We start from the raw sequence: 18,488 nt of genomic DNA, 5'->3' as shown, positions 1-18,488 counted from the left end.
CTCCTTCGTCGAAATGACAAACGAAAAGCAAAAACAAAACCTTTATATTTTACTTCACGAATTTGATGATCGCCATTTCTATGGCCAAAAATAACAGTGCAAAGATAACAAACCATTTCCAAATTTGGCTGTCTGTTCGCTCAGTTTGTAAGGTGTTAAAAATGGTCGAAATCGTATCGGCTGTTTTAAAATCTGATACAGCATTTTTGTTGACCTGACTTAAATCACTTTCGCTTCGGCTGTAATTGAAACTCAGATTTTCAACCCATTCATTTTTATCAAAAACACTATAATTGCCGGCTATTTCAGGAAAATCATTAAAAGTTAATTTTACTTTGTTATTCAAAATTTGTTGAATCGGAATAAAAGATGCTTCTCTTCCTTTTACCTCCAAAATAGCATCTTTGTTGAGTGAAATATCTACAAAATAAGGTTGATTATGACCAATTACAAACGCATTAATACCAGTTTTTTGATTGTTTTGTGCCATTTTATAAAACAACGGAACTATTAAAGGCGATTGTTGAAAGTTTGAATTTTCGCTGTTAATTGGTGCCGCAAAAACAGAAACACCTGAAACCGGATTCTGAATCATTGTAACAAAAACGCTTTGGTCTTCATACGATAAAACGGCTGGGTAGGCAGATGAAATACTAAATGAACTGTTTGTTTTTGGATATTGAAAATTACTGATTTTATTCTCGAAAACACCTGAAAACAAAGGATGATCGAAGTTTATTTTTGTAATTAACTTGTTTTTATCTTCTCGGTTTTGAAATTGAATTTTACCAAAATTGCTTAAAAAAGTATTTAAATTGCTAATCGAACTTTTCTCAGACGGAATTACAATCACATTTCCGCCTTTTAGCACGAAAGCTTTCAAAGTAGTTTGCAGAGCTTGAGGAACTTCTTCCAATTCATTTAAAATGATAGCATTCTGTTTTTCTAAATTATTGTAATCCAGTTCGCTAAGCGAATAATTGTTGTAATTGAATTCATTTGGCGTATAAATTCGAGATAAAAAATTGCTTTTTGCAGCATTTCCAATACTAATTACATTAGTTTTTTTAGTTTTTGAAATACTGAAATAGAGTTTGTTATCATAACTTAAACCATTGTCTTCGATGGCAACATAGCCATGAAAAGCTTCTTTTGGAATTGTAAAATTGATTTTCTTTTTCTTCGTATCAAAATTGATAATCGTTTTGGCAATCAGTTTATTTTGATTGTATAAAGCTGTAGAAACAGGTTTAAAGTCTTCGCCGTAGGCTGATAAATTGACGGTTATCTCGTAGAAATTTTCTAAAGTTTGATGAATAAAAACGCTGTCAATGGCGATATTGTTTGTTTGTTCTGCTTCGGGAATTATAAAATATGGTTTATCCTCTTCGTTAGTAAGTACGATGTCTTTTTCTGCTAAACCAACGGCATCGGTAATAATAACAATATCTTTTTTATGAGGTGATTTATGTGCTTTTACTTTTGCTAAAATTGAAGAAAGTTCAAATGGAGTAGCACTGTATTTTAAGTTTTGCAGATCGTTTCGAACTGATTTTATATCAGTATTCCAATAATTTTCGGTATTGGTTAGCAAAGAAAACTGACTGTTTTCGGGCGTATTTTCCAGTAATTCCTGAACAGCACGTTTTAGCAATTCCCCTTTTTTTCCTTTGGCCTGCATACTAAACGAATTGTCAAGAATAATGTACATTTCGTTAGATGCTTCTTTATGGTTTTTGGCTTCAAAATAGGGTTGTGCAAAAGCAAAAATAGCACACGCAAGCAATAATAATCGTGTGGCGAGTAATAATCTTTTCTTGATTTTAGAACTTTTTCTGGTTTGTATCGAAAGTTCTTTTAGAAAACGAACATTAGTAAAATAGGAAGTTTTAAAACGTCTTAATTGGAACAAATGCACCAAAATTGGGACAATCAATAAAAATAGAAAGTATAGAATTTCGGGTTGTTTAAAATGCATTCTGGCTTCGATTTTACTTCACTACGTTTTATTTTTGTGAAGATACAGGCCAAAAATACAAATTTTTAGTCAAACCTTATCAGTTCTAGAAGAGATTATGTACAAACATTGAATTCAGAAAAGAAATAAAATTTTAGGTAACTATTGTATTTCAAAATAGTAAAATCATACCCGAATAATGTAACTTTTCAAAGTTCATTTGTAACAAAAAATAGTTTTCCAAAACATATTATTACCTATTTTAGCCTTTCAAAAACAAAATTATAAATTATGAAGAAATTATATATTGTATTGTTTTCAGCTTTTGCAATTACGACTTTGCAGGCACAGAACAAATTCAATTTATTGGTCGGAACTTATACTAATAAATGCCAGAGTAACGGAATCTATGTTTACGAGTTTAATGCTGTTTCGGGTGATTTTAAATTAAAAAATTCTTCAGATAATGTGTTGAGCCCAAGTTATTTGTCGGTTTCGGCAGACAACAAATTTATTTATGCCGTAAATGAAAACGGAACTCAAAGTACTGCAAGTGCTTTTGGTTACAATTCGAAATCTGGAAAAGTAGATTTATTAAACAAAAATGAAACTCTTGGAGATGATCCGTGCCATTTGATAAATGATGACAAAAATGTTATCATCGCAAATTATTCTGGCGGTAGTATTGCTGTTTTTAAGAAAAATCCAAATGGAAGTATTTCTACCGTACAACAACTTCTTCAGCATGATGGCAAAGGTCCAAATACGGCACGTCAGGAAAAAGCGCATGTGCACATGGTTGTTTTTTCGCCAGATAAAAAGTTTGTTTTATCGAATGATTTAGGTCTGGATAAAGTTTTTATATACAAATACAATGCGGATTCTAAAAATGAAGTGCTAACATTAAAAGAAAGTATCGATGTAAAACCCGGAAGCGGACCAAGACACTTGACATTTAGTAAAGATGGAAAGTTTGTGTACTTGATTCAGGAATTAGATGCTACTCTAACCACTTTTAGTTATGATAAAAACGGTAGCCTGAAAAAAATAGCAGAAACCAGTATATTACCAAAAGATTTTCAAGGTGGTACAAGTGGCGCTGCAATCAAAATTTCGCCTGACGGAAAATTTTTATACGTGTCAGACCGTGCAGATGTGAATGCTATTTCGGTCTATAAAATACAAAAAAATGGTGCTGTAGAATTGGTAGAGCAGGTGAGTAGTTTAGGAAAAGGGCCGAGAGATTTTTCGATGGATCCTACGGGGAGTTATCTTTTAGTAGCGCATCAATATACAAATAATATCTCCATTTTTAAAAGAGACAAAACAACAGGAAAGTTAAAAGATACAGGTAAGAAAATCGAATTGTGTTCTCCAGTTGGATTGGTTTTTACAAAAATATGATTTTTAAGGGACAAAGCTTCTGAGTGACTAAGATTTTAAGAAAACCCATAAAAAAAGACTCAAAATTACAGAAAGATAAAAGTTTAAACGACTTTGAACCTCTGTAACTTTGAGCCTTTGAATCTTTAAAAAAAACTATTTATTACTATCTTTTCTTTTTTTATCTCGGGTTTTCAACATGTTTCTATTGACAGAACCATGTGTTTTCTTTTTGGTTTTTGAAGGACCGCCAAGATTTATCTTTTTATTTTTTTTGTCTTTTTCATGAAAGGCTCCATCACCGCTAAGTTTTACTTTTTTCATTAAAAACTTAATTGGCTGTTTGTCTTTTTCCGGCTCGATCAATTTGGACGAAATCTCAACTTCTTCAGGAAAATCAGCTATCGGAAGCTCTCTGTTCATTAATACTTCCACTTCAATTTTAAATTCTTCTTCACGGGCTGTGATAAAACTAATGGCTGTTCCTGTCGCATCTGCACGACCTGTACGACCAATTCTGTGCATATACAATTCCGGAAATTCAGGAAGCTCAAAATTGATAACGTGCGAAATATTCGAAATATCCAAACCTCTCGCCATAATATCGGTAGTAATCAAACCGCGAAGATTGCCTTCTTGAAATTCTGCCATCGTGCTCAAACGATAATTTTGAGATTTGTTGGAGTGAATTACCCCGAACTGACCTTCAAAATCTTCTTCGATGCGATCGTGAAGCATGTCCGAAATCTTTTTATTATTGACAAAAACCAAAACACGTTCCATGCTTTCGTTTGTGTTTAACAAATGTTTCAGAAGGTTAACTTTTGTATTAAAGTTAGGAACATTATAAGTAATTTGAGTAATATTTTCCAGCGGAGTTCCCGAGGCAGCAAGTGTAACTTCTTCGGGAAAATCAAAAAAGTCATTCAGAACAGCATCTACTTCGTCTGTCATGGTCGCCGAAAATAAAATGTTCTGACGTTTGGTTTTCATCATGGCCAAAAGAGCAGTCAATTGTGTACGGAAGCCAAGATTTAGCATTTCGTCAAACTCATCGATTACTAATTTTTGAGTTTCGTCAAAGCGAATTACAGCATCCAAAGCCAAATCCATAGTTCTACCCGGAGTTCCTACCAAAATATCAACACCTTCGTAAACGGCTTTTTTTTGTGTATTGATGTTCACACCACCAAAAATACCAAGCGTACTCACCGACATGTATTTTGTCAGTTTTTCTACTTCTTCGACTACCTGAACAACAAGTTCGCGCGTAGGAACTAAAATTACAATTTTAGGAGTATTGGTAGGCGTAAATTTGTATAATTTTAAAAGAGGCAACAAATAGGCAAATGTTTTTCCGGTACCGGTTTGCGCAATTCCCATCATATCTCGCCCAGACATAATCACCGAAAATGATTTTTCCTGAATAGGTGTTGGGGTAACAAATCCCAATTCATCGATTGCTTTTTGTAAAGATTTTGGGAGATTGAATTTTTCGAAAGTGCTCATTTGCATTAAATTTTGTGCAAAGATAGCTATAAATAGCTGAAAAATGTGTAACTGTTACAAATTAGGGGAGTTTATACGATTACTATTTCGCAAAAAGGACGTTTCAAAACCTACAAAAAACGTTTTATTCGCAATAAAAGCTCTTTTGGATTAAATGGTTTTGTAATAAAATCATCTACTCCTAACAAAAAGGCTTGCTCTACTGTTCGCTCTTCTTCGCCCAAAATAGATAATGCAATGACAGGTATTTGCTTATGATTTTTTTTGATATAATCAATCACTTCTAGGCCAGATTTTAGCGGAATCATGATATCTGTAATAACCAAATCCGGCATAATACTGCCAATAGTCTCAATGGCGGTTATGCCTTCTTTTGCGACACTAATTTTATAACCTTCTTTTTGTAGAATAAATTTTAAAATTTCAAGTGTCATGTCGTCATTTTCAATGATCATTATTTTTTTTCCGTCGTCATTATTCATCTTCTACTTTTTATAAAGTTCTATTTCATCTATCATTACCATTGGTTTTTTATTTTTTCTTTTCCTCCAGTCCGGTAATTGTGTTTGATTTTCAATCAATACCTTAATTTTTATAAAGTTTTTAAAGCTTTGGTCTGTTAATTGCCAAGACTTTGGTTTAGTTTCATAGTTTTCTGTAAAACTCTCAAAATCGTATTGCTTGATAAGTTCCCAATTTTGATTTTTATAACCATAAATTTTTATTGCTTTTGGCAGAAAAATCCAGTGCCTTTGATCTTCCAGAAAATTAATTTTAAGCCGAGTAAAATCTAAGTTTTGCGTCAAAATCTCAAACTCTGGATTTGTATCGTACCAGCCTATCCAGTTGATGTTAAAATCTCTGTAGCCGCGGTTTCCATCTACTAAACTTTCTGATCCTTTGCCTTCAAAATCATTTGAGGGAGGTGTTATAAAATTTACTTTTAAAGTTTCACCCAAATGCGAAGTGGTATTTTTTGCAATCTCCAGCCATTCTTCATAATAATCGTCCGGGGATAAACCACCTTCGCTTAGTTCGTAAATTTTCAAATCATTGCACGCTTTTGTAAAATTTAAAACTCTGTTTGTTAACCCTTGCTTAACTTCTTTCTCTCCTTTTTCATTTACGACAAACATGCCATGTTGGTTTTTGCCATAAAATTTAGATTGCTCAAAAAACACATATTCTAAAGCTAATCTTAATTTTAAAACTCTGGCATTCAGTATAGGATCTTCCTCTGTAGCAACAGAAGCTTTTTCTAACAAATGATCATATTCTGTAATCGCTTCCGGAGTTAAAAAAGTATTTCGGGATTGCACAGGACCTGAATAAATATCGAGGTAAGTATTGCTTTTGGTCTGGTTTTCGGCCAAAAGATTTAAATATTGATTGATAAAAGGAGCTGCTTTTCCGTAAAATCCCCTTAAAAAATCAGCCGTTGTTGCTTCAATATCTATAGAAGTATCCCAAAGCAGTTTTGCTAACAGGTATTGTCTTAATTCTGAAAAATCTCCCAAAATATCTGCATAACCCTGAACAAATAATCCTTTTACATTGTTTTTTTTGAAGGTTTTGTAGTTCTCAGAAAAAGTATGAATGTTAGGGAAAGGAGAAAAATAATTAGCAAATTGTACGCTGTAATCCCAAAGATATAGATGAGGAGAAGTAGCAGACCAGTTTTCAAGTGTTTTTATAAATGAGGCCGAATTTTGGCTGTTCAATGGTTTTCCGCGATCTAATTCTATTGGGCAAAAAAGAGTATAAATATTGGGTTCTATTTTGAGATTTAAGGGTGGTTTTTGAGTGTGTAAATAGGCTAGTGTTGTAATTTTTGTGGTAGGAAACTGTGTTGCTATTTTATTCAAAAAAGAATAAAGAGAACCTTGAGGACCACCATATTTTGCATTCAGCGCTTTACATTCTGAACATTCGCAATAGACAACATCATCATTCTGACTCACCGAAAAAAACGCTGCATTAGGATTTTGAGCAATGATTTTCTTCATTTTTTCAGTAATCAATTCCACCACAGTATCATTGGTCATGCAAAGTGATTCGGTGTTGCGTTGCCCTTCGTAAAGAGCAAAAAGCTTCGGATTGTCTTTAAAAAAATCTTTTGCGGGTACAAGTGTGTAAAAAGAATGTCCCCAAAGGCTAAAATCGTCTATCTGCCAGTCGAGTTTGTGCCAGTCTCTAAAATCAGGATCATACGCATCTGGATATAATAAAGAGCGGTATTCAAAATCGGGTTTGATCTTTTTGGTATAATTTTTATCAAAAAGAATTTGTTCCAATCTTGGTATAAATGTCTCAGCTGCAGTATATTTTCTAAACCCCCACATTTCTAAAAGTGTGTAAATAGCATATCGCAAATACTTTTCGTTTTTGGCTTTTAAATAAATTGATTTAGTGTCACTTTTGATAATAAATTCATTTTGATTTTGAATTTCATTATCGGAATTAGTAATTTCTAAAACAATTTCGGAGTTACCGGCTACCGTTGTTGGGTTTATTTTGAAAGACGCTTTAAACGCTTTGTCTAAATTATTTTTTAGAATTAGGGCAGCTGATTGTGTGTTTTTGGCAGCAGCAATGATCGCATTTTGATTGGTGATTATAATTTGTGACTGCGCCATTGTTTTAGTGTTGTAAAACATTAAAATTAATAATAAATAACAGCTATTTAGTGTTTTAGCTTTCATACGACTAAAGTTTATATTGAAGCGAAAAACCTAATTCTAACTCATTTTGGTTCAATCCGGGAACATATTCTTGCTTATTGAATGACGCCAAAAAGCCACCAATATAATGTTTAGAAAAAGTAACAGAGTAGCCAATTCCTATTCGGTATGACTCTAATGTAGACCTTTGTTCATATTCTCCCAGAGTAGTTCTATTGTCTGGAGAAGTACCGTAACCTCCAAATAGAGATACATAATCATACTTAGATTTGAAATAATAGCGTGAATTAATCAAAAAAGCAGGATTGTCTTTTTGAATATAAGTTCTAAAATTAAGCCATGCCGAACCAATATATTTACCCACTCCGACGTTAAAACTAGCTGATTCCGAATCTTTGCCTTTGATGTATCGTGCACCTAAATCGGCTTCCCAGCCATTTTTAAAATTATAAAAAAAAGAATAAGCCAATCTTAGTTTTGGAAAAGCCAAATCAGAACTGTATGCCGCATCAAAGTAGGAGTAGCTTTTTTTGCCAGTGTTAATGTAAGACTCAATTTCGTATTGAATTCCATTGGCAATGCTTTGGGACTGAGAAAATCGATTGGCATAACTGATTCTGCCTACTAAACTTCCCCACTTTCTTTGTCTGATGTAATTGGCACTTGCCAGATGCCAGGGGCCCACAGCATCGCGACTTATAGAAGTAAAATTATAATAAATACCAAGTATATCTGAGTTTATTTCAGAATATAAATTGACCAAAAGTTGCTGTATTTCGGGATCATTCGGAAATTTTTCCTTTATAGATTGTAGACTTTTCTCTTCATTTTTTGTATCCTTTTGTGAGGAATAATAAGCAATTCGTTTCAATTGAAAGTTTTTGTTCTCGGGATAAAGATCAATCGCTTTATTGGCGATCATCAATCCTTCATCATATTTTTTTTCCTCCAAATCCAAATTGATGATATAAGCAAAAGCATCCTCATATTTTGGATTTTTATCGATCACGTAATTGTAATAATAACGAGCGCTGTCTTTTTGTTGTAAAAGTTCGTGATTGCGTCCTAAAAGCAAATAATAATCCAGATAGTCAGGCGCTAATTTTTTACCTAACAAACCCCTCTCCAGATTAAGTTTGTAATTAGGAGGATTGTTTTTCATGTCTTTCACAATGACGGTCAAAAGACTGTCTGTATCTACTTTTTGTGATTTTGCAGTATGACCAGAAAGCAAAAGAATAAAAAGTAAAAAAGTTGGACTGTAAATAATTTTTAAAAAATTCATTTTTTAATTATGATTTATTGGGTGTATCAAAACCTTTTCGGATCATTACGCCCCATTTTTGTTCCTTTTTCATAAAAAAGTGGGCATAGCCTTTTAGTGATGCATAAACTGTCAAGGGATGGTAAATTAGAGGCTCAATCATTGCCATTCCAAGTAAAATAAGAAGTTCTTTGTAATTTGCATAACTTTTATATAAAATTTCATCAATAAGAATAGAGATCGTTGTGATGCTTAAGTAAAATAAATAGACTGTTGCACTTACTACCAACAGAAAATTTAGATTCATCATTCCTAAGCAGTAACTTATCACCAGCGATAAAATGCCCAAAAATTCGATAATGGGTACCAAAAATTCAAATAGAAAAAAGAAAGGCAGAACAAGAGAACCAGTTCTTCCGTACTTGGGGTTAAAAAACATTTTTCGATGCAAATAAAGCGTCTGTACCAATCCTCTTGCCCAACGTGTACGCTGTCGCAATAAAATTTCTCTGGTGCTAGGAACTTCAGTCCAGCAAAGCGATTCTGGAATGTATTTTATCAAAAACTCTTCTTTACGATCGTGCATGTATTTTCGCATTCGGGTAATGAGTTCCATGTCTTCTCCTAACGACTGATGCCAATATCCTCCGGCTTTTATGGCAATTTCTTTGTCGAACATTCCTAATCCTCCCGAAACCAATAACAGTCCATTTATCTGGCTCCACGCCATTCTTCCAAACAAAAATGAGCGAACATATTCCAGTTCCTGAAATCTCGGATACCATTCTTTTGGGAAATGTATTTTATATAAAAAACCTTCTTTTATTTCGCAGGAATTCGAAATTCTAATCCCTGCACCAATGGCAATCACCCGGGTATCATTTTCCATAAATGGTTTTGCAAGTTTTAAAATAGTGTCGGGTTTTAAAATGCAATCCACATCGGTACACAGAAACAAAGGATATTTAGACGAGTTGATACCCGCATTTGAGGCATCGGCTTTACTTTTTCCGTTTACTTTATCAACAACTAATAATTTAGAATAAATTGGATTTTTTGACTTGTAATGACCTCGTACAGGCTGTGTTTTTATTTTTTCCTGATAATAAAAATCAATTTTAACGAGATCAAATTCGGTTATTAGTTTTTCTAAAGTATCATCTGTGCTGCCATCATTTACAATGATAATTTCGAACTTTGGATACGTGAGCGAAAATAATGATTTTACATTATAAACAATATTCAAACCCTCATTAAAAGCAGGCGCAACAACAGAAACGCCTAGTAAATAATTAGAGCGAATTAAAACTTCTTCTTCTAAATATTTTTGAAAACGCAAATGATCTACAATCGCCCAATAAGACAAAAAAGAAAGTACCACATAAAACAATATATAGGTACCCGAAAACACAGCAATAAAAATCCTGTAGGCATCTACAAAATAAGATAAGATTTCATAGGTCATGATGCTATTTTTCTAGTGTGACGAATCATTTTTTCAGTATCTGAATCTCTCAGGCCTAATTGATTCAGTAGTTTTGGATTTAATTTATTCAGGCAATATACCATCGCCAATTTTAGATCTGTATCAGGTTCGGTGATCATTTTATTTTGTAAATAATCTGTTGTTTTTTCACTTCCAATTATGGCCAGACTGTTCAGAATTTCTAACTTAATGTTGGTGGTTTCAAACTCCAGATGATGTATTAATTTATTTTCAGCTTCATTCAAAAAAAGTTCGCGAATAGCAATAATTACATCTGTTTTAATCATGATGTCGTCATTGTCAAGAAGACTAATTATTGCTGTAGATTTGTTTCTGTAATTGTAAAAAACCATAGTCATAATCGCTAGTTTCAGGATGGTTTTATTTTCTGAAGTTATCCAGATATTTACCTCTTCGGGCATTGGTAGCTTCTGATGATAAAGCACATCCATCACTTTTATCGTATTCAAAATCGAAATTTTAGGAGGCAATGTATTTACGGCATCCCAATCTCCTTTGCTGATAGCCAGATAAGCAATGTTTGCATTAGAACGGATAATCTTGTTCGGATGATTCAAATATTGACTTATCAAAGGCATTCCCGACTTGTAACCCAATGATTGAAAATGGTAAAAACCTTCACATTTTTTATGCATTCTAAAGTCTTTAATCAGTTTGTTCGAATATTTATTTAGTTTTAAAGATTTGTAAATAAGGGTTATATTTTTTAATGGTCTTCCTTTTAAATTTTTTTTAAGATGAATAAGATCATTGATAATCATGTCTTTACACCAAGAGCGATGAAACCAAATTTCAGTTCTAAATCCTGACAACATCTCTTTTAATGCTTCTTTATTGGGGCTGTTAAGCACAATTTCGATTAAAAACGGATAAATTCTTTTATTAATGGCTAGTTGATAAGCGTTATGATATTGATAATGAATTCGTTTTATAATCAGTAAAAAAATAAATGAAATCGTTGAGCAAAGTAAAAATGGAATGACGTAATATTTCAGAAAAAATATAAATTGATCCATAAGCGTGGCGTTATCTAGTAAAAATAAGAAAAAGATTGCAAAAAAAATGTAGTTTGAGTTTTTTTTGTGATCAAAAACCTTCAAAAACACCTAAGCCAAATAATGCAAAATCATATTTTACGGGGTCATTTACATCCATTTCTCTGAGTTTTTCATCCAATTCTGCAAGTGCTTTTCCGTCATTTTGCTTTCGCGAAAGCAATCCTAGTTTTCGGGCAACATTTCCGGAATGTACATCCAAAGGACAGGACAAAGAAGCGGGGGAGATGCTTTTCCAAATGCCTAAATCAACGCCTTTTGTGTCTTGTCGAATCATCCATCGCAAGTACATGTTGATCCTTTTTGCGGCAGAATTGTTCAACGGATCAGAAATGTGTTTTTGAGTTCGTGGCAAATGTTCGACTTCAAAAAACAGCTTTTTAAATTCATGAATGCTTTTTTGCAAACTGTTTTTCTCCTGATTCTTGGCAAAAACAGCTTCTAAACCGTCATGATTTTGGTAGATGTACTGTAAACCTTTTATAAACCCTCCAAAATCGTTTCCATTAAACGTTCGATGCACAAAATTTTCAAGTCGGATTAAGTCTTCGTTCGTGTGAGACATCACAAAATCATAGGGTGTGTTACCCATCAAATCCATCATGTGATGAGCGTTTTTGATGATCATTTTGCGATTTCCCCACGCAATTGTAGCGCTCAAAAAACCTGCAATTTCTATATCTTCTTTTTGCGAAAATAAATGCGGAATCTGAACAGGATCACTGTCTATAAAATCTAGGGTATTGTATTGATTTACTTTTTCTTCCAGAAATTCTTTAAGTTCTGTTTTATTCATTTAGTAGTAACTTTTTGGCGTAAAAACCATCTTTTAAATCCTTCGTTCGCATTTGCGGAATCGTATAGAAATACTTTCTAAAATATTCCACTTGGTCTTTGTTAACGCAAGGTAATTCGCCATTTCCGTTTGCCCAAAAAAAGTCACAATTTTTAGGAGAATTATAACTAAAGTTTCCCAAACGAACAGAAGTAAACGGTAGTTTGTATTTGCTGTTCTCATGCGGAAATAAAGCATTCTCTGCCGAAAATGTACTTATTTCAAGCATAAATTTGTGATTGGAAAAGCGATTGAGGTTAAACGGAACAAAAAGTACTATTATTGTGGGAAGTAGTGATAGTATAAAAAAGGTATGAATTGTTTTTCTCTTTTGAATGAATGAAGCCAGACAAAACACAGAAAAAAACAATATAAAATTCATAAAAAAACGATACTGAGGCGAGGTAACAAAAAGAAAAACCATTTGAAGCACCATTAGTAAATACAGCATCCAAACACTTTTTTTGTGCTGAAATTTATAGATAAAAACAGGCGTGATAATCAGCAAGAGAATGGCTATTTTATTAAACAATCCGTTTAGTTTCGGGAGCGAAAGCCATCTCAAAAACAAATCAAGGGCCGACATCGAATCGTATTGATTTTGATACACAAAAAAGCCATATACCTTAAATTGCTCGTAATAAAAATTTTCAATATGATTCGGAATCGCATAATCAGTGGCAAAGCTGTCAAAAAAGTTGGAGGGAAACACAGGGGTACCGCAGATGATCATGTTTTTTATGAGAAACAGCGCTAAAAAAAGTACGGCAATTAAAAAAGGTTTTAGTAAATTTTTAGAAAGAGTTTTGGCATTATTCAGTAATAAAACCAGAGGCAGCAAGGCCAAAATTAAAGCAGTATTCTTGATATAAAGCGTAAAAAGCGACAAAATCACCATGAGGTTAAAAACGGCAGGCGAAGTGTTTTTGAAATTTTCTAAGAAGTAAAAAAAGAGTATAAAAGACAAAACATACACCGGAATATCAGGTGATGGGGCACTTATAAATTGGAAATAAAAAATAGAAAACAGCGGAAACAACCCGATAATCAGGTAGTTCTTATTGTTGTTTTTATAAAATTCGTTTAATTTTTCAACTGAGAAAAGGACGCCGACAAACAAACAATAACCGCTGAGATCATTAAAATTAGCATACAGGAAAGAAAAGTTAAAAACGCTTTGAGCAATATGCCAACCGCTTGTCTGGCTAAAAAAAAGATGCAGGTTGATCAGCCCTTTTACAAAACCATATTCGTTAAGCCACTTGATTGTCTGGATGTAATATGACTCATTGTCAATTACATAAGGAACAGATGAGCATTGGGCAATGATAAGAAAAGTGAGCAGTACAGAAACAACTTTTAATGTTTTCTGCCATTGACGAAACGCTAAAAAAAACAGTCGATAACAGTCTATAATCGGAGTTCTGAATGTACAAAAAACACCAATATTAAGAAGCAGTAAAAACAAGTGAAACTCGATATTAATGCGGCCGAAAATAGCCCAAATACTGGCCAGAATTGTCGTTAGAAAGAGTCCTAACACCGAATAAATGGCCAAATTTCTATTTTTCAGAAGCAGGATTCTATCAGTCAGAAAACCTAAATTTACCGTGGTAAAAAGAATATAAATCCAACTTATAAAAATCGCAACCATTCTAAGAAATTATTTGCCCGTCAGACATGATCAATTTTCTGTCGGCCATATTGGCCAGTTCTTCATTGTGCGTTACAATTACAAAAGTTTGCCCAAATTCATCACGAAGTTTAAAAAACAATTGATGTAAATTCTCCGCAGAATGTGTATCTAAATTCCCCGACGGTTCATCGGCAAAAATTACGTCGGGCTTATTGATTAATGCTCTCGCTACCGCCACACGTTGTTGTTCTCCGCCCGAAAGTTCGTTAGGTTTATGATTAATTCTATGCGATAAGCCTAGATATTCTAAAAGTTTTTTGGCTTCTGCCTCTGTTTCAGCAGGTTTTTTTCCTGCAATATAAGCCGGAATGCAGACATTTTCTAAAGCCGAAAACTCGGGTAAGAGTTGATGAAATTGAAAAATAAATCCCAGATTTAAATTTCTGAATTTTGATAATGCTTTGTCATTCAGCGCCAAAATGTTTTCTCCGTTGATGATTAATGAGCTCGCAACCGGCAATTTTTCGGGTCTGTCAAGCGTGCCTAGAATCTGAAGCAAAGTAGTTTTTCCGGCACCTGAAGCACCAACAATAGATACAATTTCGCCTTTTTTAATATGCAAATCAACTCCTTTTAAAACCTGAAGTTTGTCATAGTATTTCTGAATATTTTTTGCCTGTATCATTTTGAAACTGTTTTTACAAAGAAACAAAGATTCTTTTGATATAAAAATGCGTTGTAACAGAATTTTAAAAAGTATTTAAAAAAGAATTTTATCAGAGGGTTACGAGATTTTATTGCTATTTTTGAGAGTAGCAGCGTTTTATTTCTATAGAGAAGAATAAATCAAATGATTGTATTTGTTGAAAATCGGAGCAGTTTGGGAAGCGTTTTTAAAGGAAATATAAAATGTATTTAAAGAAAACAAAAATGAAGTCAAAAATTATATTCTTCCTTTTACCGAGTATTTTAGCAGTCTTTTTGATTGGTTCGAAACTATTCTCAGAAAATGAATTTATTGTCTACACAGTTAATCCCAAAAGTCAAGATTTAAAATTATATTGGAAAAATGAAAGTGGAAAGAACTATGGGAGTATAGAAAATTTGAAGCTTTCGGTTGAGAAACAAAACACCAAATTAGATTTTGCGATGAATGCCGGAATGTACAATAAAAGCATTTCTCCGCAGGGACTTTATATCGAAAATTACAAAGTTTTGGTGGCTTTGGACACAACAACTGCAACAGGTAATTTTTACTTAAAACCAAATGGAGTATTTTATTTAACAGCTGAAAATAATGCTGTTATTTGCAAAACAGAAGACTTTCGATACCACAAAAACATAAAATATGCTACACAATCTGGGCCAATGCTATTAGTTGATGGTAAGATTCATTCGGCGTTTAAAGAAGGTTCTCCCAATCTCAATATCAGAAACGGCGTAGGTATTTTGTCAGACGGTAAAGTGGTTTTTGTTCTTTCGAAAAAAGAAATTAATTTTTACGATTTTGCCCTTTATTTTAAAGGTTTAGGCTGTAAAAACGCCTTATATCTTGACGGATTTGTCTCAAGAGCCTACGTACCAAAAGAAAACTGGCTGCAGACTGACGGTAATTTTGGAGCAATTTTTGCAGTAACACAAAGAAAACAAAACAATTAGATGAAAACACAACACCTAGAAACAATAAAAAACGATAAAGGGCTCATGCTTGTTCTCGGTTTGCTTTTTGATGCCATAGGAATGATGTCTTTTACCATTCCCGGAATTGGTGAATTTGCAGATATCATCTGGGCGCCAATTGCGGCTCTTTTAATGACCAGAATGTACAAAGGCAGAGTAGGTAAGGTGGCGAGTGTACTGACATTTCTAGAAGAAATCATTCCGTTTACCGATATTATTCCGTCGTTTACACTGACGTGGATTTATACGTATTACTTTCAGAAACAAAAATAAAAAGATCCTTTTTTTTGAAGGCTTAGGGCGATTAAAAACAATGACCATTTGTTATTTTGGCATTGTATTTTTTATGTTCTGAGCCTTTTCGCCCCAAGTATTGAGTTGTTTTAGAATAGGTTGCAACGATGTTCCAAATTCTGTCAAGGCATATTCTACCCTCAGAGGCATTTCATGATAGACGGTTCTGGTGATGAGTCCGTCAGATTCTAATTCTCTCAAATGTTGTGTCAACATTTTTTCGCTTATTTGCGGAATCGCCCTTTTCATCTCGCCAAAGCGATAAATTCCTTCTGTCATTTTCCAGAGAATGGCGGGTTTCCAACGCTTGCCCATTAGCGAGAGCGCAAAAATAAAAGGACATTCTGCTGCAAGGGCCTTTTCATTTTCTAAATTAACCGAACTTTCTTTACGCTTTATCATATACTTACTTTTTGGTAACTACCACACAATTAGGTAACTACTTGTAAATGTAAGGATATACTCCGAAATTTGCAACTCAATTTAAATACTTATATGATGAAGATTAGTTTTATAGGTGCTGGAAATGTAGCATCAAGTCTCGGAAATTTATTTACAACTGCTGGTCATGCTGTACAATACGGAACTCAAAATCCCAATGACAATCATTTGTCTGTGCCAGAAGCTATTGCGTTTGGCGAAGTAGTTTGTTTTGCCATTCCGTACTCGGTAATGAGTGGCGTTTTAACGGCCAACAAAGAAGCTTTAAAGGGCAAAATTGTTGTAGATATCACCAACGCTATTAATAGTGCCGATTGGTCGCCTTTGTTTTTAGGCGAAGATAGCGGGGGCGAACAAACCGCTCGCTTGTTGCCCGAAAGCAAAGTCGTAAAAGCATTTAATACCATTTTTGCTGATGTGATGAAAAGTAACAAGCAATACTTTAATGGGCAAAAATTGACAGCTTTTATCGCGTCTGACGATGCCGCTGCTGCCGCTGTTGTACAACAATTGGCCAATGATGCAGGTTTTGACGGAGTGTTGGCAGGAGGCATCAAAAACGCTCGCCATCTAGAAGCGATTGCACATCTCAATATCTCTCTTGCCTCTGGTGGCAACGGAACAGATGCTGGTTTTACTTATTTTCACCGTAAAAATTAAGCCATGTCAAAACCCACTATGCAAGTCTGGACAAATGCTTGGCACGATGCAGAAGCAGAAATTTTTAAAAATGTATACGCAAAAGAAGCTTTAATTTTCGCACCCAATAAACCAACAATTCAAGGCAACGAAAACATTCTTGATTTTATGAAAGGTGGTTTAGGTAAAGTAGATGTTGTTTTTGAACCCGAAAATGTTGTTGTTAGCGACAACTTGGCTTTTGAATATGGTATTTTTAAAGATATCGAATTATCAACCCAAAAAGTAATTGGCGAAGGCAAGTACGCTGTTACCTGGATGATAGAACATGGCGTTTGGAAAATACAATGCCATACTTGGTCGATGCCGATGAAATTTTAAATTATTATTGATAAAAAAACAACCACTTTTCAGTACTATGCAAAGTGGTTTTTTTTTGCCTTGTTGTTGCTGGGTCGAATGCTACTTTACAACGGTCAAATCAAATTTTCAGTCGCTTCAATCAAGTTTTCAGTCGGTCGAATCAAGTTTTCAGTCGCTTCAATCGTGTTTTCAGTCGGTCAAATCAAGTTTTCAGTCGCTTCGATCAAGTTTTCAGTCGCTTCAATCGTGTTTTCAGTCGGTCAAATCAAGTTTTCAGTCGCTTCGATCAAGTTTTCAGTCGCTTCAATCATGTTTTCAGTCGGTCGAATCAAGTTTTCAGTCGCTTCAATCAAGTTTTCAGTCGCTTCAATCGTGTTTTCAGTCGGTCGAATCATGTTTTCAGTCGCTTCAATCGAGTTTTCAGTCGCTTCAATCGTGTTTTCAGTCGGTTGAATCAAGTTTTCAGTCGCTTCAATCAAGTTTTCAGTCGGTTAAATTCTACTTGATAGATTTAGAATAGGGTTATATTTTTCTAAAAAGAAGTGCACTAATTTGCCTGTACTGCGGGCTGGTTGCTCCAAATACCGATTTGACATAATTTTTGACAGTTTGTGCGGTATCAACCACTCCGGTGTTGGAGGTGTAGAGTTTTACATCTCTCGCTTGCAAGGCTATTTTGTACGGAACATAGGCTGTTTTAAAAGCTGTATTGATAGTCTCCAAAGCTATTTTGTAATCGGCGAGTGTTGTCACTTTAACGGGTTCTTCGTTAGGAGCGTACTTGGGTTCATGATGTACCAATTCGATTAATTTCTCGAGGTGGTCAATTTGCATATCAAAACCTTGTTGCGAAACCGAAATTTTATCTTTTGCTTCTTCTCCTTCGGGCACTTCTTTGATGGTGTTGTCGGCTCTTTTTCCTTGTATTTTTCGGTTAATGGTTTCGGCATCTGCAATTACTGTGGCGGGAGCTCCAGCGGCTTTCAATGCGTTGATGACTTTTGTAGCGGTGGGTTTTAAGGGTTTAAAAAGGGTTTTTCGTTCTCCTTCTATACTGTTAAAAGGCGTTTCGGTTACCTTAACTTCTTGTACGGCTGCTTTTGCGTCGGTGTGCTGGTTCATCAAAAAGGGAATCATAATGCTGGGATTAGACGGATTGTAGTTGGCTCCAAAACCTTGGCAAACGATAATTAAGGTTTCAAAATTGGTGACATTTTTGTTGTGTCCTGTTTCTGCTTTCATGG

At 34.3% G+C, this 18,488-nt stretch carries 18 protein-coding genes; 5 read left to right on the top strand and 13 right to left on the bottom strand.

Going from position 1 to position 18,488, the window contains the following annotated elements; translation table 11 throughout:
• Positions 1–49: 49 nt before the first annotated feature.
• A complete protein-coding gene (locus J3495_RS06340) occupies positions 50–1,978 on the bottom strand; it encodes a vWA domain-containing protein (RefSeq protein WP_210665733.1) in 1,929 nt (642 codons plus the stop codon).
• Positions 1,979–2,248: 270 nt separating this feature from the next.
• On the opposite strand from J3495_RS06340, the gene J3495_RS06335 reads away from it, so the two are divergent.
• A complete protein-coding gene (locus J3495_RS06335) occupies positions 2,249–3,361 on the top strand; it encodes a lactonase family protein (protein ID WP_210665732.1) in 1,113 nt (370 codons plus the stop codon).
• Between the two features lie 135 nt (positions 3,362–3,496).
• Here the strand turns inward: J3495_RS06335 and J3495_RS06330 are convergent, their stop codons facing one another.
• The 9 genes from J3495_RS06330 to J3495_RS06290 form a co-directional block, all read right to left on the bottom strand.
• Positions 3,497–4,849 (bottom strand): DEAD/DEAH box helicase, encoded by a 1,353-nt coding sequence (locus tag J3495_RS06330; protein WP_210665731.1) that lies wholly within the window; start codon positions 4,847–4,849, stop codon positions 3,497–3,499.
• Positions 4,850–4,959: 110 nt separating this feature from the next.
• The gene (locus J3495_RS06325) at positions 4,960–5,331 is read right to left on the bottom strand and encodes a response regulator transcription factor (protein WP_210665730.1); all 372 of its coding nucleotides are present in this window, start codon (positions 5,329–5,331) and stop codon (positions 4,960–4,962) included.
• Between the two features lie 3 nt (positions 5,332–5,334).
• Positions 5,335–7,551, bottom strand: a complete 2,217-nt coding sequence (locus J3495_RS06320) for a DUF4838 domain-containing protein (protein WP_236025407.1) — start codon at positions 7,549–7,551, stop codon at positions 5,335–5,337.
• Positions 7,552–7,555: 4 nt separating this feature from the next.
• A complete protein-coding gene (locus J3495_RS06315; protein ID WP_210665729.1) occupies positions 7,556–8,815 on the bottom strand; it encodes a YaiO family outer membrane beta-barrel protein in 1,260 nt (419 codons plus the stop codon).
• A 7-nt stretch (positions 8,816–8,822) separates the two neighbouring features.
• On the bottom strand, positions 8,823–10,259 hold the full coding sequence (locus J3495_RS06310) for a glycosyltransferase family 2 protein (RefSeq protein WP_210665728.1): 1,437 nt from the start codon (positions 10,257–10,259) through the stop codon (positions 8,823–8,825).
• Positions 10,256–11,317 carry a HEAT repeat domain-containing protein gene (locus tag J3495_RS06305; RefSeq protein ID WP_210665727.1) on the bottom strand — a complete coding sequence of 354 codons (1,062 nt, stop codon included), beginning with the start codon at positions 11,315–11,317 and terminating at the stop codon, positions 10,256–10,258. Before J3495_RS06305 ends, J3495_RS06310 begins: the two co-directional genes overlap by 4 nt.
• Before the next feature lie 70 nt (positions 11,318–11,387).
• Positions 11,388–12,152: a TIGR02757 family protein gene (locus J3495_RS06300; protein WP_210665726.1), complete on the bottom strand. Its 765-nt coding sequence runs from the start codon at positions 12,150–12,152 to the stop codon at positions 11,388–11,390.
• Entirely contained in the window at positions 12,145–13,845 is a 1,701-nt protein-coding gene (locus J3495_RS06295) for an LIC_10190 family membrane protein (protein WP_210665725.1), read from the bottom strand. Before J3495_RS06295 ends, J3495_RS06300 begins: the two co-directional genes overlap by 8 nt.
• Position 13,846: 1 nt before the next feature.
• The gene (locus J3495_RS06290) at positions 13,847–14,512 is read right to left on the bottom strand and encodes an ABC transporter ATP-binding protein (RefSeq protein WP_210665724.1); all 666 of its coding nucleotides are present in this window, start codon (positions 14,510–14,512) and stop codon (positions 13,847–13,849) included.
• A gap of 245 nt (positions 14,513–14,757) precedes the next feature.
• Here J3495_RS06290 and J3495_RS06285 point away from each other — a divergent pair, with 245 nt between their 5' ends.
• On the top strand, positions 14,758–15,486 hold the full coding sequence (locus tag J3495_RS06285; RefSeq protein WP_210665723.1) for a phosphodiester glycosidase family protein: 729 nt from the start codon (positions 14,758–14,760) through the stop codon (positions 15,484–15,486).
• Entirely contained in the window at positions 15,487–15,780 is a 294-nt protein-coding gene (locus tag J3495_RS06280) for a hypothetical protein (protein ID WP_210665722.1), read from the top strand.
• A 51-nt stretch (positions 15,781–15,831) separates the two neighbouring features.
• Here J3495_RS06280 and J3495_RS06275 read toward each other — a convergent pair whose 3' ends face one another.
• Positions 15,832–16,203 (bottom strand): winged helix-turn-helix transcriptional regulator, encoded by a 372-nt coding sequence (locus J3495_RS06275; RefSeq protein WP_210665721.1) that lies wholly within the window; start codon positions 16,201–16,203, stop codon positions 15,832–15,834.
• Positions 16,204–16,296: 93 nt separating this feature from the next.
• Between J3495_RS06275 and J3495_RS06270 the strand changes: the two genes are divergently transcribed.
• Together J3495_RS06270 and J3495_RS06265 are read left to right on the top strand one after the other, a co-directional pair.
• Entirely contained in the window at positions 16,297–16,902 is a 606-nt protein-coding gene (locus J3495_RS06270) for an NADPH-dependent F420 reductase (protein WP_210665720.1), read from the top strand.
• 3 nt (positions 16,903–16,905) lie between these two features.
• Positions 16,906–17,262, top strand: a complete 357-nt coding sequence (locus J3495_RS06265) for a YybH family protein (RefSeq protein WP_210665719.1) — start codon at positions 16,906–16,908, stop codon at positions 17,260–17,262.
• A 242-nt stretch (positions 17,263–17,504) separates the two neighbouring features.
• Here the strand turns inward: J3495_RS06265 and J3495_RS06260 are convergent, their stop codons facing one another.
• Both J3495_RS06260 and J3495_RS06255 read right to left on the bottom strand, forming a co-directional pair.
• Positions 17,505–17,723 (bottom strand): hypothetical protein, encoded by a 219-nt coding sequence (locus tag J3495_RS06260; RefSeq protein WP_210665718.1) that lies wholly within the window; start codon positions 17,721–17,723, stop codon positions 17,505–17,507.
• A 43-nt stretch (positions 17,724–17,766) separates the two neighbouring features.
• Positions 17,767–18,486 (bottom strand): hypothetical protein, encoded by a 720-nt coding sequence (locus tag J3495_RS06255; protein WP_210665717.1) that lies wholly within the window; start codon positions 18,484–18,486, stop codon positions 17,767–17,769.
• Positions 18,487–18,488: the final 2 nt, after the last annotated feature.

This window comes from Flavobacterium geliluteum (assembly GCF_017948595.1).
GTDB lineage: Bacteria > Bacteroidota > Bacteroidia > Flavobacteriales > Flavobacteriaceae > Flavobacterium > Flavobacterium flavipigmentatum.
This window is presented reverse-complemented; position numbering and strand designations above follow the sequence as displayed.